The organism is Pseudoduganella sp. UC29_106 (assembly GCF_044055365.1).
Classification (GTDB): domain Bacteria; phylum Pseudomonadota; class Gammaproteobacteria; order Burkholderiales; family Burkholderiaceae_D; genus Rugamonas.
Genome location: NZ_CP171977.1, coordinates 5,351,742 through 5,374,505, shown reverse-complemented (window position 1 = coordinate 5,374,505; position 22,764 = coordinate 5,351,742). Strand labels below are relative to the sequence as shown.

General features: G+C 63.8%; 25 protein-coding genes. 13 read left to right on the top strand and 12 right to left on the bottom strand.

Annotated features, from left to right (window positions below):
• Positions 1–115: 115 nt before the first annotated feature.
• From ACHMW6_RS26925 to ACHMW6_RS26915, 3 genes are read left to right on the top strand one after another with little or no spacing between them, the layout of a single operon-like run.
• A complete protein-coding gene (locus ACHMW6_RS26925) occupies positions 116–610 on the top strand; it encodes a hypothetical protein (protein WP_395401476.1) in 495 nt (164 codons plus the stop codon).
• The gene (locus tag ACHMW6_RS26920) at positions 610–1,884 is read left to right on the top strand and encodes a D-amino acid dehydrogenase (RefSeq protein WP_395401474.1); all 1,275 of its coding nucleotides are present in this window, start codon (positions 610–612) and stop codon (positions 1,882–1,884) included. Before ACHMW6_RS26925 ends, ACHMW6_RS26920 begins: the two co-directional genes overlap by 1 nt.
• 15 nt (positions 1,885–1,899) lie before the next feature.
• The gene (locus tag ACHMW6_RS26915; protein WP_395401472.1) at positions 1,900–2,175 is read left to right on the top strand and encodes a DUF4242 domain-containing protein; all 276 of its coding nucleotides are present in this window, start codon (positions 1,900–1,902) and stop codon (positions 2,173–2,175) included.
• Here the strand turns inward: ACHMW6_RS26915 and ACHMW6_RS26910 are convergent.
• From ACHMW6_RS26910 to pgi, 5 genes are all read right to left on the bottom strand, one after another.
• Positions 2,172–3,128, bottom strand: coding sequence for a GGDEF domain-containing protein (locus ACHMW6_RS26910; RefSeq protein ID WP_395401470.1), 957 nt, complete (start codon positions 3,126–3,128; stop codon positions 2,172–2,174). The genes ACHMW6_RS26915 and ACHMW6_RS26910 overlap by 4 nt on opposite strands.
• A 174-nt stretch (positions 3,129–3,302) precedes the next feature.
• A complete protein-coding gene (locus ACHMW6_RS26905; RefSeq protein ID WP_395401468.1) occupies positions 3,303–4,157 on the bottom strand; it encodes an SIS domain-containing protein in 855 nt (284 codons plus the stop codon).
• Positions 4,158–4,257: 100 nt separating this feature from the next.
• Entirely contained in the window at positions 4,258–5,730 is a 1,473-nt protein-coding gene (gene zwf, locus ACHMW6_RS26900; protein WP_395401466.1) for a glucose-6-phosphate dehydrogenase, read from the bottom strand.
• A gap of 33 nt (positions 5,731–5,763) precedes the next feature.
• A complete protein-coding gene (locus ACHMW6_RS26895) occupies positions 5,764–6,660 on the bottom strand; it encodes an SMP-30/gluconolactonase/LRE family protein (protein ID WP_395401464.1) in 897 nt (298 codons plus the stop codon).
• Positions 6,657–8,306 (bottom strand): glucose-6-phosphate isomerase, encoded by a 1,650-nt coding sequence (pgi, locus tag ACHMW6_RS26890; protein ID WP_395401462.1) that lies wholly within the window; start codon positions 8,304–8,306, stop codon positions 6,657–6,659. The genes ACHMW6_RS26895 and pgi overlap by 4 nt, the downstream gene beginning before the upstream one ends.
• A gap of 220 nt (positions 8,307–8,526) precedes the next feature.
• Between pgi and edd the strand changes: the two genes are divergently transcribed.
• The 5 genes from edd (at position 8,527) to ACHMW6_RS26865 (ending at position 12,335) form a co-directional block, all read left to right on the top strand.
• Complete coding sequence (edd, locus tag ACHMW6_RS26885; protein ID WP_395401459.1) at positions 8,527–10,449, top strand: phosphogluconate dehydratase; 1,923 nt, start codon at positions 8,527–8,529, stop codon at positions 10,447–10,449.
• 1 nt (position 10,450) lies between these two features.
• Positions 10,451–11,071 (top strand): bifunctional 4-hydroxy-2-oxoglutarate aldolase/2-dehydro-3-deoxy-phosphogluconate aldolase, encoded by a 621-nt coding sequence (gene eda, locus ACHMW6_RS26880; protein WP_395401457.1) that lies wholly within the window; start codon positions 10,451–10,453, stop codon positions 11,069–11,071.
• Position 11,072: 1 nt separating this feature from the next.
• Positions 11,073–11,585, top strand: coding sequence for a Rhs element Vgr protein (locus ACHMW6_RS26875; RefSeq protein ID WP_395401455.1), 513 nt, complete (start codon positions 11,073–11,075; stop codon positions 11,583–11,585).
• A gap of 82 nt (positions 11,586–11,667) precedes the next feature.
• Complete coding sequence (locus ACHMW6_RS26870; protein WP_395401453.1) at positions 11,668–11,970, top strand: hypothetical protein; 303 nt, start codon at positions 11,668–11,670, stop codon at positions 11,968–11,970.
• A gap of 11 nt (positions 11,971–11,981) precedes the next feature.
• Complete coding sequence (locus tag ACHMW6_RS26865; RefSeq protein WP_395401451.1) at positions 11,982–12,335, top strand: DUF3147 family protein; 354 nt, start codon at positions 11,982–11,984, stop codon at positions 12,333–12,335.
• Here the strand turns inward: ACHMW6_RS26865 and ACHMW6_RS26860 are convergent.
• The gene (locus tag ACHMW6_RS26860; protein WP_395401449.1) at positions 12,332–13,078 is read right to left on the bottom strand and encodes an AAA family ATPase; all 747 of its coding nucleotides are present in this window, start codon (positions 13,076–13,078) and stop codon (positions 12,332–12,334) included. The two genes, ACHMW6_RS26865 and ACHMW6_RS26860, sit on opposite strands and share 4 nt — an antisense overlap.
• A gap of 236 nt (positions 13,079–13,314) precedes the next feature.
• On the opposite strand from ACHMW6_RS26860, the gene ACHMW6_RS26855 reads away from it, so the two are divergent.
• Positions 13,315–14,277, top strand: coding sequence for an acyl-CoA dehydrogenase (locus ACHMW6_RS26855; protein ID WP_395401447.1), 963 nt, complete (start codon positions 13,315–13,317; stop codon positions 14,275–14,277).
• A 112-nt stretch (positions 14,278–14,389) separates the two neighbouring features.
• The gene (locus ACHMW6_RS26850; RefSeq protein WP_395401445.1) at positions 14,390–15,502 is read left to right on the top strand and encodes a DUF3667 domain-containing protein; all 1,113 of its coding nucleotides are present in this window, start codon (positions 14,390–14,392) and stop codon (positions 15,500–15,502) included.
• On the opposite strand, the gene ACHMW6_RS26845 is transcribed toward ACHMW6_RS26850, so the two are convergent.
• Complete coding sequence (locus ACHMW6_RS26845; protein ID WP_395401443.1) at positions 15,495–16,358, bottom strand: NmrA family NAD(P)-binding protein; 864 nt, start codon at positions 16,356–16,358, stop codon at positions 15,495–15,497. The two genes, ACHMW6_RS26850 and ACHMW6_RS26845, sit on opposite strands and share 8 nt — an antisense overlap.
• Positions 16,359–16,482: 124 nt before the next feature.
• Here ACHMW6_RS26845 and ACHMW6_RS26840 point away from each other — a divergent pair, with 124 nt between their 5' ends.
• The gene (locus ACHMW6_RS26840; protein WP_395401441.1) at positions 16,483–17,367 is read left to right on the top strand and encodes a LysR family transcriptional regulator; all 885 of its coding nucleotides are present in this window, start codon (positions 16,483–16,485) and stop codon (positions 17,365–17,367) included.
• On the opposite strand, the gene ACHMW6_RS26835 is transcribed toward ACHMW6_RS26840, so the two are convergent.
• The 4 genes from ACHMW6_RS26835 to ACHMW6_RS26820 are packed head-to-tail and all read right to left on the bottom strand — an operon-like array spanning position 17,340 to position 19,833.
• A complete protein-coding gene (locus ACHMW6_RS26835; RefSeq protein WP_395401440.1) occupies positions 17,340–17,879 on the bottom strand; it encodes a dihydrofolate reductase family protein in 540 nt (179 codons plus the stop codon). The two genes, ACHMW6_RS26840 and ACHMW6_RS26835, sit on opposite strands and share 28 nt — an antisense overlap.
• Complete coding sequence (locus ACHMW6_RS26830; RefSeq protein ID WP_395401438.1) at positions 17,876–18,838, bottom strand: diguanylate cyclase; 963 nt, start codon at positions 18,836–18,838, stop codon at positions 17,876–17,878. The genes ACHMW6_RS26835 and ACHMW6_RS26830 overlap by 4 nt, the downstream gene beginning before the upstream one ends.
• Positions 18,839–18,841: 3 nt before the next feature.
• Positions 18,842–19,465 (bottom strand): chemotaxis protein CheC, encoded by a 624-nt coding sequence (locus ACHMW6_RS26825; protein WP_395401436.1) that lies wholly within the window; start codon positions 19,463–19,465, stop codon positions 18,842–18,844.
• A gap of 2 nt (positions 19,466–19,467) precedes the next feature.
• Positions 19,468–19,833: a response regulator gene (locus ACHMW6_RS26820; RefSeq protein ID WP_395401434.1), complete on the bottom strand. Its 366-nt coding sequence runs from the start codon at positions 19,831–19,833 to the stop codon at positions 19,468–19,470.
• A 79-nt stretch (positions 19,834–19,912) separates the two neighbouring features.
• Here ACHMW6_RS26820 and rpiA point away from each other — a divergent pair, with 79 nt between their 5' ends.
• Together rpiA and ACHMW6_RS26810 are read left to right on the top strand one after the other, a co-directional pair.
• Complete coding sequence (gene rpiA / locus ACHMW6_RS26815) at positions 19,913–20,590, top strand: ribose-5-phosphate isomerase RpiA (protein ID WP_395401432.1); 678 nt, start codon at positions 19,913–19,915, stop codon at positions 20,588–20,590.
• A gap of 5 nt (positions 20,591–20,595) precedes the next feature.
• Positions 20,596–20,991 (top strand): hypothetical protein, encoded by a 396-nt coding sequence (locus tag ACHMW6_RS26810; protein ID WP_395401430.1) that lies wholly within the window; start codon positions 20,596–20,598, stop codon positions 20,989–20,991.
• A 6-nt stretch (positions 20,992–20,997) separates the two neighbouring features.
• Here ACHMW6_RS26810 and ACHMW6_RS26805 read toward each other — a convergent pair whose 3' ends face one another.
• The gene (locus ACHMW6_RS26805; protein ID WP_395401428.1) at positions 20,998–22,761 is read right to left on the bottom strand and encodes a DUF885 domain-containing protein; all 1,764 of its coding nucleotides are present in this window, start codon (positions 22,759–22,761) and stop codon (positions 20,998–21,000) included.
• Positions 22,762–22,764: the final 3 nt, after the last annotated feature.

Below are 22,764 nucleotides of genomic sequence, written 5' to 3'. Positions count from 1 at the left end.
AGTGGGGACAAAGCCGCTATTGTACTAAATCTGCGGCCTGCGCCGCGATTTTCCCGGCCCGCGGGGCGCGGTTTGATGGTATTGTCGGAGTGTTCAGATTGCATCCGGGAGATTCATGAAGACGTTGCCCCTGCTCCTGCTGCTGGCCGCCGGCAGCGCCGTTGCCGACGACGCGGCGCTGTTGCGCTGCCGCGCGCTTTCCGATGTCGCCGCCCGCGTGGCCTGCTATGACGCGATTCCGGTTGCCGCGCCGCGTGCCGTTGCCGCCAGCGCGCCTGCGCCAGTCGCCGCCGTTGCTCCGGCTGTGACGCCGGCTGCCGCTCCAGCCGAACCCGCGTGGACGGCGCTGCCCGCCAAGGCCGCCGCAAAGGCGGAACCCGCCAGGCAGCCGGACGCGGTCGAAACCATCATCGAAGGCAATTTCCTGGGTTGGGTGCCGAACCAGCGCATCCGCCTTGCCAACGGCCAGATCTGGCGCGTGGAAGACGGCAGCACCGAGGACACCAATCTGCACAATCCCAAAGCCGTCCTGCGCAAAGGTTTGCTGGGCGCCGTTTATCTGGATATCGAAGGCGCCTACCGCGCGCCGAAGGTGAGGCGGGTGCAGTAGTGAAGATTGCAGTTATTGGCGGTGGCATCACCGGCGTTACCACCGCATACGCGCTGTCGCAGCGCGGCCTGGAAGTCACTTTGTTCGAGCGTCACCGTTATCCGGCAATGGAAACCTCCTTCGCCAACGGCGGACAGCTCTCGGCCTCGCATGCCGAGGCCTGGAACAGCTGGTCCAATGTGCGCAAGGGCCTGGGCTGGATGCTGCGCGCGGATGCGCCGCTGCTGATTCGTCCCGCGCCCAGCTGGCACAAGCTCTCCTGGTTTGGCGAATTCCTGCGCGCGATTCCACGCTATCGCGACACGACCGTCGCCATCGCCCGCCTGGCGGTCGATGCCCGCGCCTGTCTGTTCGACTGGGCTCACGCGGAAAGCATCGACTTCGACTCGCGGCGCGAGGGCATACTGCACGTCTGCCGCGACAAGGCGGGCTTCGAGCATGCTGCGGGCGTTTCCTCTCTTCTCGCGCAGGGCGGCCTGCAGCGTCGCGCTGTCACGCCGCTGGAGATGCGCGCGATCGAACCGGCTTTGCAGGGAGCTTATTACGGCGGTTTCTTTACCGAGAGCGACAGCTCGGGCGATATTCACAAGTTCACCTCCGGCCTCGCGGCGGCCAGTGAGCGCCGCGGCGTGCGCATCCTGTGCGAACGGGAAGTCATCGCGCTCGCAGCTGGCGGTGCGCAAGGCGGGAGCGGCGGAGTGGCGGTGACGGTGCGGCATGCGGACACGGTGGACGCACTCGGTTTCGACGCGGTCGTAATCTGCGCCGGCACGGCCAGCCGCGCGCTGGCGGCAATGCTGGGCGACCGGGTCAATGTATATCCGGTGAAGGGCTATTCGATCACGGTCAAGCTGAACGACCCCTCCAGCCGCGCCGCAGCGCCGACCGTGAGCCTGGTGGACGATGCGCACAAGCTGGTGGCGAGCCGGTTCGGCGAAGACCGCTATCGCGTCGCCGGCACGGCGGAATTCGCGGGACTGGACCGCGACATCCGCGCCGACCGCGTGCGGCCGCTCACAGAGTGGGTGCAGAACACCTTCCCCGGTGTGAGCACCAAGGAAGTCATCCCCTGGGCCGGGCTAAGGCCCATGATGCCGGACATGCTCCCGCGCGTGGGCAAAGGCCGGCGGGAGGGCGTCTTCTACAACACGGGCCACGGCCACCTCGGCTGGACCTTGTCCGCAGCAACAGCGGAAATCGTCGCGGATATGGTCGCGCAATCGGCCGCCATGGGCTATGGTGAAAGGATGCGGCCATCGAGCCGCGCCGCCTGAAAAAGGAGACCGACCATGCCACGCTATATCGTCGAACGCACGTTCCCAGAGGGCCTGCACATCCCCGTGAACGCGGAGGGCGCGCAAGCCTGCAATGCCGTCGTAGGCACCAACGCCCGCAGCGGCGTCACCTGGATCCATTCCTACGTTAGCGACGACCTGAAAAAGACTTATTGCCTGTATGAAGCACCGTCACCGGAAGCGATCCGCGAGACGGCAGCGGCCAACAATCTCCCGGTGGACAAGATCACGCTGGTGAACGTGCTCGATCCGTATTTCTACAAGGGCTAGGACGCGGCCTGCTGTTCGCCCGTTTCGAAAACCACCTGGTTTCGCCCGCCGTGCTTGGCCGCGTACAAAGCGCGGTCGGCTGCTTCGAGCAGGGATTTGGCGTCCGCCAGCCTTGCTTTGTCGAAGCTGGCGACGCCGATGCTCAGGGTGACGTGCGGGTGCACGGCCGTGGGCGCGTGCGCCAGTTTCAGCGATTCGACATGGGCGCGGATTACTTCCGCGTGCTGGGCCGCCTGTTCGGCGCTGGTATCGGGCAGTACGGCGGCGAATTCCTCGCCACCGTAGCGGGCGGCCAGGTCGGCGGGACGCTGCAGGCGTGATGCAAAAGCTTCGGCGACCATGGTCAGGCAGGCGTCGCCCTGCTGGTGGCCGAAGTGGTCGTTATAGGCCTTGAAGGAATCGATGTCCATCAGCAGCAGCGACAGCTGACCGCCGTTGCGAAGGGCCCGGCGCAGTTCGCGGTCCAGTGCCACGTCGAAGTGGCGGCGGTTGGCGATGCCGGTCAGGCCGTCCACATAGGATTGCTGGCGCAGCGCTTCGGCCTGGCCGCGCAGCTGGCGCTCGCGGCCGAGGGTGCCGGTGATATCGGCTACCTCAATGAGGCAGTAGCGCTCCTTGCCTTCGCTGAACGGCGTGACGGTCACAGCCTGGTCGATGCGGTCGCCACCCCAGGTGCCGGCGGCATACAGCGGGAAGGGGGCGGCGTTTTGCGTGGGCGGCAGGATGGAGGGCAGGTTGCTGGACAGGGCCGTGAGCACGGCTTGCTCGACGCGCTGGCCTGAGAGTTCGGGAAAGAGTTCCAGTAGTTGTGCGCCCTGCACGCGGCTGGCGGACATGCCGGAACGGCTGGACAGCCACTGGTTCCAGTAGATCACGCGCTGGCCGGCGTCCAGCACCATCATGCCGAGATTGGCGAGGCCGAGGATGCGGCCGAACAGGGTAGATTCGATCATGGCTGGGATTATACGCAAGAACCCACGGCGAAAGGCTGGTGCCTGCCACGATGTGGCAGGCACCTGTTCCATGCCGGCGGCTTGCGATGACACCAGCGGCGCATACCAGGTGTCTGCCACATTGTCTCAGCCACCCCGTGGCTGAGACCTGACACCAGCATTTGCTTTGGGTTTTCAGCCGATGAACGAATCGAACTGCATATCGAATTCCTGCAGCGCCTTCTGCGCGTTCAGCATCTTCTTGCGGAACTCAGGTCCGCGCTGCAGCGCCAGGCCGACGGCCAGCACGTCGATGACCACCAGATAAGCCAGGCGCGCCGAGATCGGCGTATACGGGTCGGTAGCGAAAATCAGGTCGATCGGAATCAGCACAGATGCTGCTTCCGCCAGCTGCGTGCCGGACGGCGCCAGCACGATCACTTCCGCGCCGCCTTCGCGCGCCAGCTTGGCCGAGCGCACGAGCGATGGATTATTGCCGCGCTGGGAAATCGCCACCACCGCATCGCCTTGGCGCAGCAGGGCTGCCGAGATGCTGTGGATGGCCGGATCGGAATAGGCGACGGTCGGCACGCCGGAGCGGAAGAACTTGTGCTGCGCGTCCGCCGCCACGATGCCGGACGTGCCCTGGCCGTAGAACTCGATCTTCTTGGCGCGCGACAGGATGTCCAGCGCCTTCTGCACCGGTTCCGCGTGCAGGTTATTGCGCAGGTCCAGCAGGGTGTTGATGGAGCGGCTGCAGATCTTCGAGATCAGGTCCGCCGCCAGGTCGTCCTGGGCCGGCTGCTCGTTCAGGCCGGGCAGGGCGAGGGCCAGGCCCTGCGCCAGCTTCAGCTTGAACTCGTGCCAGCCGTCGTAGCCTAGCGTACGGCAAAAACGGACTACCGTGGGTTCGGACACCTGCGCCGTCTTTGCCAGCGATGTGATGTTCGCGCCCACGGTCCGCGAGGGATTGTCTAGCACCGCCAGCGCGACTTTGCGCTCGGACTTCGAGAGCGAGTCGAGCTGGGTGCGGATGGAATCGAGCAGCATTAGTCTTCAGGCAGTGGTGAAGCAGGGGTTTCGCGGAGCATGCTCCGCGCCTGCGTAACGGCCTGGCCATGCATGGCCAGGCTCCTTGCGCTTCTCATTCTTAGTCTTCCGGAAGCGCTTCTTCGCGCCACTGCAGCCCGTCGCGGCCGATCAGGGCGCTGGCGGCGGCCGGGCCCCAGGTGCCGGAGGTGTAAGGCAGTGGTGCGCTGTCGTCCTGCTCCCAGTTGTTCAGGATCGGTTCGACCCAATCCCAGGCGGCTTCCAGCTCGTCGCCGCGCATGAACAGGGTCAGCTGGCCACGCAGCACGTCGAGCAGCAGGCGCTCGTAGGCGTCCATGCGCGGCATCTTGAAGGTTTCGCGGAAGTCCAGTTCCAGCTCCGCCGGTTTTAGCCGCATGCCTTCGCCCGGAGTCTTGGCCATCAGGTTCATGCGCAGGCCTTCATCCGGCTGCAGGCGAATTACCAGGGAATTCGGCTGGAAGCTCGACGTCGGCTGGTTGAAGATCGAATGCGGGATCTGCTTGAAGCGCACCACGATTTCCGCCAGCGAGTCGGCCATGCGCTTGCCGGTGCGCAGGTAGAAAGGCACGCCGGCCCAGCGCCAGGTATCGATTTCCGCCTTCATGGCGACGAAGGTCTCGGTGCGCGAATTCTGCGGCGCTTCCGGTTCGTCGCGGTAGCTGGGCACCGGCTGGCCGTCCACATGGCCGGCGCGGTACTGGCCGCGCACGATGTTCTGCGCCAGCGTGGTTGGCGTGAAGCGCTTCAGGGAGCGCAGCACCTGCAGCTTGGCGTCACGCACGGCATCCGGTGCGATCGAAGTTGGCGGTTCCATGGCGACGATACAAAGCAGCTGCAGCAGGTGGTTCTGCAGCATGTCGCGCAGCGCGCCCGACGTGTCGTAGTAGCCGATGCGGTTGCCCACGCCGAGCTTTTCGGCGATGGTGATCTGCACGTCTGAAATCCATTCGCGGCGCCACAGCGGTTCGAACAGGATGTTACCGAAGCGCAGCGCCAGCAGGTTCTGCACCGTTTCCTTGCCCAGGTAGTGGTCGATACGGTAGATCTGCTGCTCGTCGAAGACCTTGCCCACTTCGGCGTTGATCTGCTTGGCCGAGGCCAGGTCGCGGCCCAGCGGCTTTTCCAGCACCACGCGCGAATTCGGCGCCACCAGCTTGTTGATCTTCAGGTTGTCGCAGATCTTTGAGAACAGGGCGGGCGGCGTGGCCAGGTAGTAGACGCGGGTCAGCGAGAAGTCGTTGCGCAGGGCGTCGGCCAGGGGCTTGTAGGTATCCGGGTCGGTCGCATTCAGCGACACGTAGGTGATACGGCTGGTAAAGCGTGCCCAGTTCTCATCCGTCGCCTTGGAGGACTTCACATGCGGACGGCTGGTAGTGTTCACGACATTGATGAACTCTTCCTGGGTGCTGTCGGCGCGGCCAACGCAAATGATGCGCGCGGTCGGCGGCAGGTCGCCGCATACGTCGCGGCTGAACATCGCAGGGAGCAATTTGCGCATCGCCAGGTCGCCGCTGCCGCCAAACAGAACCAGGTCAAAATCGGTAAGGGCCATAATGTTTTCGTGGTGAGTTCAGTTTATAAGAATTTATAACGCTACGTAGGCCGGTTCGATGCGGCCGGCTACTGGTACGCGGACTGAAAGCAGCTTGCCGCTCAACGGCATCGCCGCCAATTCTTCCGCCGGACGCTTGCTGGCGCTGGTGATATACAGCGTGCACAGGTCGGCGCCGCCGAAGGCCACCATGGTGGGGCAGCGCACGGGCAGCCTGATCTCATCCAGCTGTTCACCGGACGGGGACAGTTTCACAACGCGGCCGCCTTCGAACATGGCGACCCAGTAATTGCCTTCGCTGTCCACGGCAGCGCCGTCGGGGCGGCCGCCGTAGGAGGGCGAGGACTTGTTGTCATCGAAGCGGCGCACTTCGCGCTCATTCGACACCGCGCCGGTCTTCACATCGAAATCGAAGCTGCGCACACGGTGGGTGGCGGTATCGGCGTGATACATGGTCTTGCCGTCCGGGCTGAAACCGAGGCCGTTCGAATTGGTCATGCCGCCCGCCCAGGCCTTGCGCAGCTTGCCGCGCTCCAGCACGTACATCTCGGCGGCCGGCTTGTCGCGCGGTTCGTAGATGGTGCCGACCCAGAAGCGGCCTGCCGCATCGACCTTGCCGTCGTTGAAGCGGGTGATTGCCTGGTCGTAGGGCGCGCCGGCAATGTGAGTCAGCTCGCCGTTGTCCGTATTCAGGTGGGCAAGGCCGCTGCGCATGGCAACCACCAGACCGCCCTGGGCATCGCGCGCCAATGCGGACGGTTCGGCCGGCATCGCCCACTGTTCATGCTTGCCGCTGATGGCGCACAGGCGGTGCACTGCCTTGCCCTCGATATCGACCCAGTACAGGGCTTTTTCTTCCGGCGCCCACAGCGGACCTTCGCCGACGGTCATCACGGCGTCGCAGGCGACCTGGATGTCGTAGGCGCTCATTGGATTTTCGCTGCCTTGGCCATCACGATCAGGCCATTAGTGGAACTGTCGTGCGCTTCCGGGTCGACATTGCCGGTCAGCTCGGACTGGATCTTCTTGGCCAGCACCTTGCCCAGCTCCACGCCCCACTGGTCGAAGCTGGCGATATTCCAGATCACGCCCTGCACGAAGGTCTTGTGCTCGTACAGCGCGATCAGGGCGCCCAGCGTGGCGGGGGTCAGCTGGTCCATCAGGATGGTATTGGACGGGCGGTTGCCGGGGAAGGTCTTGTGCGGCACCATTTCCTCGACGTCGGCGGCGGACATATTCATGCCTTTCAGCTCGGCGCGCACTTCCGCATCCGTCTTGCCCTTCATGAAAGCTTCGGACTGGGCGAAGCAGTTCGCCAGCAGCGCATCATGGTGGCCTTCCAGATCATGCGTGGCGCGCAGGGCGGCGATGAAATCGATCGGCGTCGGGTCCGTGCCCTGGTGCAGCAACTGGAAGTAGGCGTGCTGCGCGTTGGTGCCGCACTCGCCCCAGACGACAGGGCAGGTTGGCGTATCGACCGGCTGGCCGTTTTTGGTCACGCGCTTGCCGTTGCTTTCCATGTCCAGCTGCTGCAGGTAGGCAGGGAAGCGGTTCAGGTCCTGGTGGTAAGGCGCGATGGACAGCGAAGCCGCACCGAGGAACTGGCGGTTCCAGAAGCCGATCATGGCCAGCAGCACCGGCATGTTCTGCTCCAGCGGCGCGGTGCGGAAGTGTTCGTCCATGTCGTGCGCACCCTGCAGGAAGGTCTGGAAGTAGCCGAAGCCCACGGCCAGCGCCACAGAGAGGCCGATCGCCGACCACACGGAGTAGCGGCCGCCGACCCAGTCCCAGAACGGGAACATATTCTCGGGATCGATGCCGAAGGCGCGTACCGCATCCGTATTGGTGGACACGGCGACGAAGTGGCGCGGCAGGTCCGCTTCCTTGGCCGACTGCAGGAACCAGTTGCGCGCCGTTTGGGCGTTCAGCATGGTTTCGGCCGTGGTGAAGGTCTTGGAGGCGACGATGAACAGCGTGGTTTCCGGATTTACCTGGGCCAGGACCGCATCCATGTCATGGCCGTCCACATTGGAGACGAAATGCATCTTCATGCGCGGGTGGCAGTAGGAGCGCAGGGCCAGCACGGCCATTTTCGGACCGAGGTCCGAGCCGCCGATGCCGATATTGACCACGTCGGTGATCGGCTTGCCGGTGTGGCCCAGCCAGTTGCCGTTGCGGACTTTGTCCGTGAACGCCTTCATGTGGTCCAGCACGGCGTGCACGTCCGCGCCCACATTCTGGTTATCGACGACCAGCTGTTTGCCGCGCGGCATACGCAGTGCCGTATGCAGCACCGCGCGCCGTTCGGTTATATTGATCTTTTCACCAGCGAACATCGCGTCACGCTGCTCAGCAACGCCACGGGTGCGGGCCAGGTGGATCAGCAGATCGATGGTTTCATCGTTGGCGCGGTTCTTCGAATAGTCGAGGAACAGGCCGGCGGCATCCACCGTCATGCGCGGGAAGCGCTGCGGGTCCTTGGCAAACAGCTGGCGCATTTCCCATTCGCGGGCGTCATGCGCGTGGATTTCGAGAGCCTGGTAAGCGGGCGTGGAGGTCAGGGCGGGCTGGCGCATGTTGGGGTCGCTAGTCGGTTGGTTTCGGAATATTATTCAACTATACAGGAAAAACAGGTAAATTCACTACAAAAAGTTTTAGCCAGGTCCTGCCCCAGGCAGCTTCAGGGCAAGATTGCCTGTCAGTTTGATAATGCAGATTCCCTCTTGCGTGCGAAAAATACGGGCGCGGGGGAATTTTGTAGTAAAATTTCTGACAATTCATTGATGAGGAACGATCATGCCGTTGCATCCAGTCCTGGAAAAAGTTACCGCGCGGATTATCCAGCGCAGCCGTGCCTCGCGCGGCGCCTACCTGGCCCATCTCGAGGCCGCCCGCGTCAAAGGGCGTCCGCAGCGCGGCACCCTGGCCTGCACCAATCTCGCCCACGGCTTCGCCGCCTTCCCGCCGAACGACAAGCTGGTCCTGAAGGAAGTGAAAAAGCCATCCGTGGCCATCGTTTCCGCCTACAACGACATGCTGTCGGCCCACCAGCCCTTTGAGCACTTCCCGGCCATCATCAAGGATGCCGTGCGCAAGACGGGCGCCGTGGCCCAGTTCGCGGGCGCCACGCCGGCCATGTGCGACGGCGTGACCCAGGGCCAGCCGGGCATGGAACTGTCGCTGTTCTCGCGCGACACGATTGCGATGTCCGTTGGCGTGGCGCTGTCCCACAATATGTTCGACTCCGTGCTCTACCTGGGCGTGTGCGACAAGATCGTTCCGGGCCTGCTGATCGGCGCGCTGCACTTCGGCCACCTGCCGGCCGTCTTCGTGCCGGCCGGCCCGATGACGTCCGGCCTGTCCAACAAGGACAAGGCAGCGATCCGCCAGCGCTATGCGCAGGGCAAGGCGACGCGTGAAGAGCTGCTGGAAGGCGAATCCCAGTCCTATCACGGCCCGGGTACCTGTACTTTCTACGGCACCGCCAACAGCAACCAGCTGCTGATGGAAATCATGGGCCTGCACCTGCCGGGCGCCGCCTTCATCAACCCGTACACCCCGCTACGCGACAAGCTGACCGCTGCCGCTGCCGTGCGCGCCGCCCAGCTGACCGAGATGGGCGCCGAATACACGCCGGTCGGCCATATCGTCGACGAGAAAGCGATCATTAACGCCATCGTGGGCCTGCTGGCGACCGGCGGCTCCACCAATCACACGCTGCACCTGGTTGCCATTGCCAAGGCGGCCGGCATCGTGATCGACTGGGACGATTTCAACGAGCTGTCTTCGGTGGTGCCGCTGCTATGCCGCATCTACCCGAACGGCGACGCGGACGTGAACCACTTCCACGCTGCCGGGGGCACGGGCTTCGTGATCCGCGAACTGCTGGACGCCGGCCTGCTGCATGACGATGTGACCACCATCCTGGGCAAGGGCCTGCGCCGTCACTGCGCCGAACCTTTCCTGTCCGACGATGGCGAGGGCGTGGTCTTCAAGGATGCCCCGGCCAAGAGCGCGGACGAGAAAGTGCTGCGCGGCGCGGCGGAGCCATTCTCCAAGGACGGCGGCATGGTGCTGGTGCAGGGTAACCTGGGCCGCGCGGTGATGAAGGTGTCCGCCGTGAAGCCGGAACACCAGTCGGTGGAAGCGCCTGCGCTGACCTTCGATTCGCAGGAAGATTTCATGGCCGCCTACAAGGCCGGCAAGCTGGATCGCGACTTCGTGGCCGTGATCCGCTTCCAGGGCCCGCGCGCCAACGGCATGCCGGAACTGCACGCGCTGACCCCGGCGCTGGCCAACCTGCAGGATGCCGGCCGCAAGGTGGCGCTGGTGACCGATGGCCGCATGTCCGGCGCTTCGGGCAAGGTGCCGGCGGCGATCCACGTGTCGCCCGAAGTCCTGGCCGGCGGTCCGCTGGGACTGGTGCGCGATGGCGACATCATCCGCCTGGATGCGGCATCCGGCACGCTGGAAGCGCTGGTGTCCTCGGATGTATGGCATGCGCGCTCGCTGGCGCAGGCCGACCTGTCGCCGAACCAGATCGGCATGGGCCGTGAACTGTTCACCATGTTCCGCAACAGCGTCTGCGAGGCGGAAAAGGGTGCAACCACCTTCCCGCTGCCTTCGCCCATCCCGACCACCGTCGAACTGCATGGCGGCATTAACATCGGCAACACCGTGCCCGGTTCCGATGAAGATTTCCTGATCAAGAAAGCTTAAGATGACCTTACTTGAAATTATGCGTACTTCGGCCGTGATTCCCGTGATCGCGATCGACAATCCCGACCACGCCGTGCCGCTGGCGAAAGCGCTGGTGGCTGGCGGCATCCGCGTGCTGGAAGTCACGCTGCGCACCGAGCATGGCCTGGGTGCGATCCGCGCCATGAGCCAGGTGGAAGGCGCCATCGTCGGCGTAGGCACGCTGACGCAGCCGGAAGAATTTGCAGCCGCGCGCGATGCGGGTGCGGTGTTCGGCGTGTCGCCGGGCCTGACCGATGCGCTGATCGGCGCGGCCAAGTCCAGCGGCCTGCCGCTGCTGCCGGGCGTGATGACCCCATCCGAAGTGATGAAGGCGCGCGAGCAGGGCTTCCGTCAGCTCAAGCTGTTCCCGGCGGTGCCGGCCGGCGGCGTGGGCATGCTGAATGCAATTGCCGGTCCGCTGTCCGACATCACTTTCTGCCCGACCGGCGGCATTTCGCAGGAAACCGCGCCGGCCTTCCTGGCGCTGAAGAATGTGGCCTGCGTGGGTGGCTCCTGGCTGACGCCGAAGGATGCCATGGTCGCCGGCGACTGGGACCGCATCACCCAACTGGCCCGCGCGGCATCGGGCCTGCGCCCCTGATATGTCCCGCATCGCCCGCCCGCTGACGGCGGGCGAGATTTCGATGGCCCGCCTGGTCTTTGGCGACGCCATCGACTACACGCGGGTGCGTGTCCACAACACCCGCTACCTTCCTCTGGTGCAGCCGAAAAACGTCTGCATCACGCCCAACGGCTCCCTCTATTTCCACGCTTCGCGCTATCTGGAAGACTTTTCCCTCGCTTCCGAAGAGGAGCAGCACTGGTTCATGCACGAGATGGCGCATGTGTGGCAGCACCAGCTGGGCTATCCGGTGCGCCTGCGCGGCGCGATCCGGCTGGGGCTTTCGTATGACTATGAGCTGTCCGCCGAGCTGTCGCTGGGTGACTACAATATGGAAGCCCAGGCCGAGCTGCTGGCCGATTACTTCCTGCTGCGCTTCCGCCAGGGCGCCGATATCGGCGTCTACCAGACTGCGCTGAACGGCTTCCTCGCCGATCCCTCCGACCCCTGCCATCTGCCCGGCGCCCGCTCAAAAGGGCTTGCCGGCGCCTGATTCCCGTTCTTCTCCGTGGATGGGTGGTCAGCGCCTGGTGGTAGTATCTCTGCTACGGACACAATAACGAGATCACTGATCGATGAGCACTGTCGCAATCTACAGCTTCCAGGGCCGCTTCAGCGGCCAGGCTGAATACGAGTTCAATCTTCCGGAGCCGGACGCGGTTCACAACTGCATGCTGCTGCTGGTGCAGGATGCGGAAGGGGAGGCCTGGGATGCCGCCATCGCCGAAGCGGCGCACTATGGCTTTGCCGATATCCAGCGCCTGGACTTCGGCATCATGAACCCGGCCGTACTGGAAGAAGAGGCTTTCCAGAGCTATCGCGTCAACTACGACGAAGCCTGCGCCCTGGGCAGCTCACTGGTCTACTACCCGAACTGAGTGAGACCGCCGTGGGCTGGATGATCACCAAATACCTGCTCACAGCCGCCGTTGTAGTCGTGGTTTCCGAGTTCGCCAAGCGCAGCGACCGCCTCGGCGGCCTGATTGCCGCACTGCCGCTGGTAACCGTGCTGGCCCTGATCTGGCTTTACGTCGAAAACCAGCCGCAGGAAAAGATCGCCAACCATGCCTGGTACACCTTCTGGTACGTGATCCCCACGCTGCCAATGTTCCTCGTTTTCCCCTGGCTGCTGCCGCGCCTGGGCTTTTGGCCCACGCTGGGCCTGTGCGTGCTGCTGACCGTGGCCTGTTTCGCCCTGTTCGCAGTCGTCGCGCGCTGGTTTGGCGTGGAGCTGCTGCCCTAGCGCTCCAGCAGCACCTTGAGCATGCGTTCAGGATGCGCCATGAAGTCGTGCATTACACGGTAATGCTCTGTATCTTCATATTCGATCAGGCGTATGCCCCGTTCGCCGCACTCGTAGATGTAGGCATTCGGATAGGCCATCAGAATCGGCGAGTGGGTGGCGACGATAAATTGGCAACGTTCCCTGACCAGATCGTGCAAGCGGCTCAGCATCGCCAACTGGCGTTGCGGCGACAGCGCCGCTTCGGGTTCGTCCAGAATAAGCAGGCTGTCGTGGCGGAAGCGTTCCATGAACAGGGTTAGGAAGGCTTCGCCGTGTGATTTCTCGTGCAGGGATCGTCCGCCAAACGAATCGATGATCTTCGGCCCGCCCGGCGGTTCGTCGAGACGCTCGATCTCCGTGCTGACGTTATAGAAGCTTTCCGCTCGCAGGAAGAAACCATCGCGCGGCGGTCTTACGCCACGCACCAGCCGCAGATGTTCATGCAGCGCTGAATGCGATGCACGCGTGGCGAAGTTGAAATTCCGGCTGCCGCCCTCCGGATTGAATCCCATGCCCGCAGCGATTGCTTCCAGCAAGGTCGATTTGCCGGAGCCGTTTTCGCCGACGAGGAAAGTGACGGCGGGATGAAGCAGAAGATGATCCAACGAAGCTATCGCTGGCAAATTGAATGGAAATTCACTGGCCATCGCGATGGCCGACGGTTTTAATCCGATCTCCGACAGATAGGGCCGCGTTTTCATTTACTTATCATTGTGGCAAAAACGCTCGCAGGAAACAAGCGGGCCGACGCGCGGGCTGAAACGTCAGTTCTCCCTGGTTTGACTATACTTCGGTCTTCGCCAGAGGAAGTATGTTGAAATCTAAATTATCGAAATTGGACGCTGCGCGTATTCGCCAGCATGCCGCGGCCGCCGATGCGGCAGGTTTTCTGGAGCCCGTGCAGCGGGCGCTGATTCATCGGCGCGGGTGGTTGCGTATGCTGGCGCCGCAGGCTGCAGGCGGGATGGAGCTGCCGCTGCCGGAGGTGGTGCGGCTGGAGGAGGAGGTCGCCGCTGCTGACGGCAGCATGGGCTGGGTGGTCACGCTGTGCGCGGGTGCCGGCTGGTTTGCGGGCTTCCTGCCGCCGGAACTGGCGCGCGAGGTGATAGGCACGCGCCGCGTGTGCCTGGCTGGCAGCGGAGCGCCGACCGGTTACGCTGAGCGTGAGGGCGAGGGCTTTCGCATCACGGGGCGCTGGGACTATGCGTCCGGCGCGCCGATGGCCACGCACTTCACGCTGAACGCCGTACTGCGCGAGAACGGGCGACCGCTGCACGATGAGAACGGCATGCCGCGCATCCGCGCCTTCGTGGTGCCGGCTGCCCAGGTGTCGGTCGTTCCGACCTGGCACAGCATCGGCATGCGCGCCTCGGCTTCGCACAGCTATAGCATCCAGGGTCAGTGGGTGCCAGCCACACATGCCTTCACGATTGACGCAGCCCACGCCACGGCGCCGGGGCCGCTTTACCGTTTTCCGTTCTATCCGCTGGCCTACATCACGCTGGCGGCCAACCTGGCGGGCATGGCGCGCCACTTCATCGCGCTGGCGCAGGATGCGATTTCGCGCCGCAAGCATGCGATGAGCGGACAGCCGCTGGTCGAGCGGCCTGAAGTCGAGCGCCTGCTGCGCGAGGCGGGCGAGGGGCTGGTTGCGGCGCGCGCGGAGGCTTATGCGCGGCTGGATGCGGTTTGGGCGCAGGTAGTTGCCGGCCGTGAGGCGCCGGCGGATGAAATCACGGCGCTGCAGGATGCTTCGCTGGCCATGGTCGCTGCTGCGCGTGGGGCGGTGGATGGGCTTTATCCTTACTGCGGGCTGTACGCGGCCAATGTCCACAGTACCATCAACCGCGTGTGGCGGGACTTCCACACTGCGACCCAGCATTCGTTGCTGCTTCCCTGAAAACCCAAGGCGTGAACTGGTGTCTGCCACGATGTGGCAGACACCTGGTTTGCGCTGTTGGTTTTTATTCAGCTATGATGGCGATTTTGCAATCATAAGCAGCGGGGTGGACATGGGCGGAGAACTGGAGGCAGCGGGCGACCTGGTAACGGCCGGCCTGATAGCACACGAGATCGACGGCAAGGCGGGCGGCGGCGCGGCACATGCGCACAGCGTGAACTGCGCCAACTGCGGCGCGCACGTCACGGCTAACTACTGCGGCAACTGCGGGCAGAAGGGCCACTTGCACAGCTCCGTGCTGCACCTGGTCGAGGAACTGATCCACGGCCTGTTCCACTTCGAGACCAAGGGCTGGCGTACGCTGCCCCTGCTGGTATTTCGTCCCGGCGAACTGACGAAGCGCTATATCGACGGGCAGCGTACACGCTTCGTGTCGCCGCTGGCGCTGTTCCTGTTCATGATGTTCCTGATGTTCTTCGTGTTCTCGCTCACGATGGGCAAGCTGAATCAAGGGTCGCCTTCCACGCCCGAGAGCAGCGACCAGGCGCGCGCCAGGTTGGAAAAGAAGATCGCCGAGCGCAAGGAAGCCTTCGAGGAGGCGGAATTGGCGCTGAAGGTCCTCGAACCCGGTTCGAAGGATGCGATTGCCGCCCAGGCGGCGGTGGACAAGGCGAAGAAAAAGCTGGAGGCCACCGAAATGTCGATGAAGGCGCTCGCTGCCGGCGGCGCCATCGATTCGGACAGCAAATGGGACTGGAAGAAGGAGCTGAAGGGCGCCGAGTCCAATACCTACAGCGACATCCCGTGGATCAATGAAGCGGTGCGTCACGCCGTAGAGAATCCCGAACTGGCGCTGTACAAGCTGAAGAACGCGGCCTACAAATACTCCTTCCTGCTGATCCCGATTTCGATGCCCTTCCTGTGGCTGATGTTCTTCTGGAAGCGCGGCGTGACGATGTTCCACCACGCCGTGTTTTCGCTGTATTCGCTGTCCTTCATGTCGCTGCTGTTCGTGCTGATCGCGATCGCGGGCTACTTCGACTTCAGCGGCACGGCGGCCAGCCTGTTCGCCTTCGTGCCGCCGATCCACATGTTCCTGCAACTGCGCGGCGCCTATGGCCTGAGCCGCGGCGAAGCGTTGTGGCGCACTTGCGCGCTGATGCTGATGTCCTTCATCGCGCTGACCGTGTACTCGCTGGCCGTGCTGGCCCTGACGATCAGCTGACCGCATTGTCCACAAGCGCCTGTACCACGGCGCTTACGGGCACATGGCCCTTGCAAACCACGGGGCCTTCGAACTCTATCCAGCCCTGATTGAAGCCGTCCAGCATGCGCATGCGCGGCTCCGGGTGCTTCATGCCCTGGCTGCGAAACAGGCTGTCCCAGCTATTGCGCGGCACCGCTTCCATTGCCACAGGGCGGTTGAACACGGCGGACATGACGGCGGCAATCTCGTTCGGCGTGATGCGCACCGGGCCCTCCAACTCCACCACGCGCACGCCGTTCCATTCCTGCTGCAGCAGTTCGGCAGCCATGCGGCCGACATCGACGGTGGCGACCATGGGCACCGGTTTGTCCAGCGGTTGCAGGAAGCTGGGCACGATCCCGGTTGCCCTGGCCAGCGCGATATCCCACATCAGGTTCTCCATGAACCAGCCGGCGCGCAGGAAGGCAACCGGCATCGGCAGTGTGCCAAGCCGGCGCTCCATGATGCGAAGGGCATTGAGCAGGTTCGACTGCTGCGCCTGGGCGCCGATGGTGGACAGGCAAACCACGCGCCGCGGCTGCGCTGCCAGCAGCGCAGCGTGCAGGGCGGCGACGCGTGCCTCGGTATCGGGGAAGCCGGGCGCTGGATCGAAGTTCGGCGGCAGCAGCACGAAGACCGCTTCCGCGCCCGTGAAAGCGGCCGTCAGCGCGGCGGCATCGTTCATTTCGGCGTAAGCGATTTCGCAGCCTTGAGCTGCCCAGGCGGCAGCCTTTGCTTCGTCGCGGGCGACGGCGCGAACAGGCAGGCCGGCGGCCAGCAGGGTGCGGCCGACAGTGCCGCCGACTTGTCCGGTGATTCCAGTGATGACGTACATAATTGCTCCTATGCGTTGGTAAGTGCAGCCATTCTGGCGGCCGCGCTGCCGTTTGGCGATGGCATGGATGGCACTTCTTTCATGACTGCGACGCATGAATTAGAATAGGCTGATGGAAGAAGGAATGCTGCGTGGGATTGAGGTACTGTCCGCCATCGTCGACACGGGCAGCTTTGCGGCTGCCAGTGAGGTGCTGGGCATGTCGCCGTCGGGCGTGAGCCGGGCCGTATCGCGCTTCGAGGCGCGGCTGGGCATACGCCTGTTCGAGCGCACCACCCGCGCGCTGAAGCTGACCGATGAGGGCCACCGTTTCTACAGCCAGGTGCTGCCACTGATGGCAGAACTGGAGGAGTGCATCAGCGATGCATCGCAAGGTGCGGCAAGGGTGCGCGGGCGCTTGCGCGTGAATGTCGATCTTTTCTTCTCCAAGCTGATGTTGGGCCCCCGCCTCGGCGCTTTCCTCGAAAGCCACCCCGAGCTGCAGCTGGAACTGATCACGCGCGACGATCTTGGCGACCTGGTTGGCGACGGCGTTGATCTCGCCCTGCGTTTCGGCCATCCGCAGCCCTCAACGCTGGTGGCGCGCAAGATGATGGAGGCGCGCATCATCACCGTTGCAGCGCCGGCTTACATCGCCCGCCGCGGCGCGCCCGCGAAGCCGGAAGACCTGGCGCATCATCAGTGCATTCACTTCCGCGACCCGGTCACAGGGCGGCCTTTCGCGTGGGAATTCCACAGGGGGCGCAAACGCAAGGTGGTGGACGCCAGCGGCACGCTGACGGTCAATGATGGCGACACGCTTTATTCGGCCTGCCTCGCGGGCTTCGGTATCGCGCAGGTGATGGACTTCACCGTGGAATCCATGCTGGCGTCCGGCGAACTGGTAAACCTGTTCCCGGAGTGGAGCGACGAGCGCTTTCCGCTCTATTGCTACTATCCCTCGCGCCGCCAGCTGCCGGCAAAAAGCCGCGCCTTCATCGATTACGTGGCAGGCTTCCTGCAAGAGTAGGTGGATTGCACCAGGCTGTCCGCGATCACGCGGGTGCGCTGGTGCTGCAGCGGCAGGTCGTAGGGCAGGGCGCCGAACAGCGGCGTGCCCGCGCCAAGGAGGATGGGGATGTGGGTCAGTGTGAGCTCGTCCACCAGGCCCTCGCGCAGGAAGCTTTGCACGGTCTGGCCGCCGTCGATGTACAGGCCCTTGCAGCCGACGGTTATCAGGTCGGCATGCAGTTGCAGCACGGGCCCGCGGTGCAGTTCAGCCTTGCCGGCCAGGCGCTCGGGTATCGCCGCGAGAGTGCGGCTCAAAACGATCACCCGTTTGCCTTCATACGGCCAGCCGTCGAATGCCAGCACCGTTTCGAAGGTCTTACGGCCCATGACGATGGTGTCGATATCCGCGATGAATTCGTTGTAGCCATGTTCGTCGCCCGGCGGCGTGGCGGCAATCAGCCAGTCGATGCGGCCGTCGCTGCGGGCAATGTAGCCATCCAGGCTGGCGGCGATGAAGATGGAGGTTTTCATATGGAGAGTGTCTCGACGCGGTCGCGGCCGCAGGCTTTGGCGTGATACAGGGCTCGGTCGGCGGCGTTGATCAATTCATAGACTTCGCCGGTAGGGCCGTTGTCCGTGCTGGCGACGCCGATGCTGATGGTGACCAGCTTGTGCGGCGCCTGCGATGCTTCGTGCGGGATATGCAGGCCGCGCACCTTGCGACACATCAGGCGCGCCATCTGCATCGCCGTCTCGCCCGGCGTGTCGGGCAGGACCACGGCAAACTCTTCGCCGCCATAGCGCGCGAACAGGTCGGCAGGACGCTGCTGCATCGTCGCCAGCGCGGCCGACACGGCTTCCAGGCAGGCGTCCCCCTGCTGATGGCCGTAATGGTCGTTGTAGGCCTTGAAGTAATCGATATCGAGCATCATCAGCGACAGCGGCGAACCGGTGCGGCGCGCGCGGCGCGCTTCGCGGTCGATGGCGATATCGAAATGGCGGCGGTTGGCCACGCCGGTCAAGTCATCGAGCAGGGTTTGCGAACGCAGGGCCATGGCCTGCTCGCGCAGCAGGTTCTCGCGCAGCACGGCCGCGCTCACGTCCGAAATCTGGATCAGGCAGTGGCGTTCTTCGTCCGGAATATTCAGCGGCGTGACGGTGAGCGCCTGGTGCATGCGCTCGCCCTGTTCGGCGCGGGCCTTGTCCGCATACAGGGGCAGGGGCCAGCGGTTCAGCGTCTGCGACAGCAGGGACGGCATATTGTGGCGCAGCGCCTGGGTGATCGCGCCATCGAGGCGCTTGCCGCGCTGGTCCGGGAACAGGTCGAAGAAGTTGCGGCTGATGGCTTCGGCGCACAGCACACCGGAGTGCTGGCTCATCCAGCGGTTCCACAGCACGACCAGGTGCTCGCTGTCCAATACCACCGCGCCCACTTCAATATTATCGAGCACGCTCTGCAACAGGGGCAGGGACTCGGTCTGGCAGTGCATGATTCAGGCCCCACCCATGGCGCGCGCCAGGTAGGAATCCACATGCGCCTTCAAATCCTCCAGCGCGGTCAGGTCCATGATGAAGGCCACGTCTCCGGTGATCTGCTGGCGCTCGATGGTGAATTCAATGTGCAGCATCAGCACCATCGCCTCCGGCGCGCCGGCGGACGCCATCAGGTCGTCGCTGTAGCCCACGCGGTAATCCGGCAGCGAGCCATTCAGTTCCCGTTCGAAGATATTGGCCAGTGCGCCCACGCAGCTGTTCAGCAGGATGTTGCCGATCTCGCTCATCGCTTCCTGCTCCATCTGCGACAACTCTTCCAACGGCATGGACTGGCCCACCATCAGGCGCACGATCTGCTGGCTCTTCTCCTCGGGGAACATGAGGATGGCGTCGGTCTGGAAGGCGCCCGTGTAGCGCTGGCTGATGCCGCAGATGCGGCCGCTGCCGGAGCTCTTGGTGGTCAGCAGCTTGGCCGCCGCCGAACGCGTGAGGAAGCTGATGGATGGTACCGACATTGTCACCGTTTCGTTGACAATCTCGCTCATGGCGCTTGCCGCCTGCCCCACGCCGATATTGAACAGCTCGACGAGGGCGTCCAGCTCCAGTTCGGAGAGGCGGATCATGTTCACGCTTCCAGCGGGGCGATCAGCTGCGCGATGCGTTCGGCGGTAATGGGTTTCTCCATGAAACCGACACCGATCTGTTCCGCCCGCTGGCGCGTTGCAGCCTGCACATTGGCCGTCAGCAGGGAGATGTGGCATTGGGGCAGCATGGTGCGCAGGGCGGCGGCCGCTTCCACGCCGCCCATGCCGGGAATGTTTACATCCAACAACACCAAATCGGGTTGCAATTCGGTTGCCTTGGCGATGGCTTCCTCGCCGTTGGCCGCTTCCTCCACGATCCAGTCGGCATGGCGAACCTGGATATGCTGCCGGGTGAGCATGCGTGAGACACGGCTGTCATCGACGATCAGTACGGTGCTTGTTTTCATGCTGATTTCCTGGTGAGGGTGGTGACATCAGCTAAAATACGCCCATTTCTGTATCCGCATCTTCCAATTCATTCTAACCATGACGCAAGACAAATTGAAACAGGCTGTTGCTATTTCGGCTATCGAATACGTTATCGACGGCGAAATCATCGGCGTAGGCACCGGTTCCACCGCGAATTTCTTCATTGATGAACTGGGCAAGATCAAGCACCGCATCAAAGGCGCCGTTGCTTCCTCCGAAGCGACCGCGGCCCGCCTTGCCGGCCACGGCATTCCGGTGTTCGATCTTAACGAAGTTTCGGACATTGCGGTGTACATTGACGGCGCCGACGAGATCAACGCGGCCGGCCACATGATCAAGGGCGGCGGCGCGGCACTGACCCGCGAGAAGATCGTGGCGTCCGTGTCGCGTCAGTTCGTCTGCATCGCCGACGGCTCCAAGCTGGTGGAAACGCTGGGCAAGTTCCCGCTGCCGGTGGAAGTGCTGCCGATGGCGCGCAACGCCGTGATGCGCAAGCTGGCGGCCCTGGGCGGCCAGCCGAAGGTGCGCACCAAAGCCGGTTCGGACGAAATCTTCGTGACCGACAACGGCGGCAACATCATCGACGTGGCCGGCCTGTCCATCACCGATCCGGTGGCGCTGGAAACCGAAATCAACCAGATCGTTGGCGTGGTGGCTGTGGGCCTGTTCGCGGCCCGCGGCGCGAATGTGTGCCTGCTGGGCACGGCCGACGGCGTCAAGACCCTCAAGTACTGATCCCTATGAAACGACTCTCGCTGCTGTTGCTGTCCGCTGGTTTGCTGAGTGCCTGTTCCTATATTCCCTTCCTGCAGAAGGAAGAAGTTGCCCAAGCCCCTGTGAAGCGCAAGTCCGCCCAGCAGGAGCTGGGGGCGGACGGCACGCCGCGCGTGGTCGTTGATGGGGTGGAAGTGCAGAAGGTGGAATTCCGGCCCGGGATTTCATCGGCCACGGTGGAGCGCCTGGCGCATGCCCAGTCCTGCAAGGGCGGGCTGGGCGCCAGCCTGATGACCGAGCCGGGCCCGGTGGAGGTCTACCGCATGGCTTGTGATAATGGCAAGGTGTTCCTGGCGCGCTGCGAGCTGCGCCAGTGCACGCCGATGGTGCCGGGGCAGGGCGCCCCGGGCATAGCCAAGTAAGCGGTCTTACTTCGCCTTCCCGGCCACAAACTCCTCCATCACCGCCTTGCGCAGCACGGCAGGCGGCACCAGCCCCTGCGCCAGCACGAAGTCATTGAAGGCCTGGCGGTCGAACTTCCTGCGCAGGGCAACCTCGGCCGCCTGGCGCGTTTCCATCAGCCGCTGGTAGCCGTAGAAGTACGACGTCGCCTGCCCCGGCGCGGTGAAGGTGTAGCGCTGCATCTCCTGCGTCGCCATGCCTTCGGACAAGCCCACCTCATCCATCAGGAAAGACTTCACGCCCTCGGGCGTGATCTGGCCCAGATTGACCATCGGGTCGAGGAAGGCACGTGCGGCGCGCATGGCGCGGGCCTGCAGGGCGAACAGCTGGCCGTCCAGCGGCTCGTAGGGCTGGGTCTCGGCTTCAGCGTACAGGGCCCAGCCTTCCACGTTCACGCTGTTGAAGGCAAACACGGCGCGGGCCGTCGAGACACCCGTTTCCAGCATCTTGGCGAATTGCAGTTCGTGGCCGGGACGGGCCTCGTGCGCGGTAATCGACCAGGTACCGGCCTGGTGGGTGAAGTCGTCGAAGGCCAGGGACTTGCCGTCCGGTGACTTGGTGCCCGTGGTCAGCACAAATTCGCCATACTCGCCCGTGTTGCCGATCAGGCGCGGCGGACTCATATGCGGCGCCGGGCTCTGTGCATTCTCCGCTTCGGTGGCGAGACGGATCTTCGCCTCCCGTGCCGGCAGCGTGACGATATGCTGCTCGCGCACGGCCGTTTCGATCTGGCCCAGGCGCTCCTTGTACAGCGCCATCACTTCCGCTTCGGGGATCTGGTTCTTCTTCAGTTCCTTCATCACGGCGCGGTAATCCGAATCTGGCAGCTTGCGCTCGGCCGCGATCAGGCGCGCCGTGATATTCATCTGGTTGCGGATCTCGGCGAAGGAGGTCATCGCCTTGGACATCAGCTCCTGCGGCGAGATGTCCACGCCGAACTGCTTCAGGTTGTCAGCATAGACTTCGGGCGGCAGGCGGTGGTCGGCGCGCGCCAGCGGCAGCATGTCCTTCTTCAGGTATTCGGTATAGGCGTTGAGCTGGCTCTCCAGCGCCGCCATCGGCTTTTCCCAGCCCTTGATGTCGCTCTTGGCCAGCAAGTCCTTCATGCCCTTGATCAGGGCCGGCGCGTCGGCGATGGCTTTTTCCACTTCGCCCTTGTAGGGGCCGATCAGCTTCCGGTCGGCCTTCACGCGTTCGGCCGTGCGCTCCTTCGCCAGCTCCGTCAGCGGACGGTAGCCCTTGGCCAGGCCGGCATATTTCTCCAGGCGCACCAGCAGCGTCGCCTGGCGTTCCTTGGGAATACGCGGATCGAGGGTCTGGCGCACCACGCCGAAGATCAGGCGGGTGACATCGGTGTAAGGGATGAAGTATTTGTGGTTGAGGGCCGAGGTATGCAGGTTGTTGCTGGCGCTGGCGATCAGGATGTCCAGATCCTGCCTGATGCGTTTGTCGGTTTCAGCCTTTTCGCGCTTCTGCAGTTCCGCGACCACGACGCGCGTATCCTTGCTGGCCGGCTCGAACTGGTCGCGCGACAGGTCGACGATCTTTTCGTCGAAGCCGTCCACGCCCAGGCTGCTCGCATCCTCGGGCGCATACTTGGCCATCACGGCCAGCAGCAGCTTGGAATTTTCGTTGGACTTGGCGACCCAGGCTTGCTCGGCGCCGAAGGAGGGGAGGGACAGGGCCAGGGCGATCGCCCCGCTTATTACTTTGACTTTCAATCGGGGCATCGC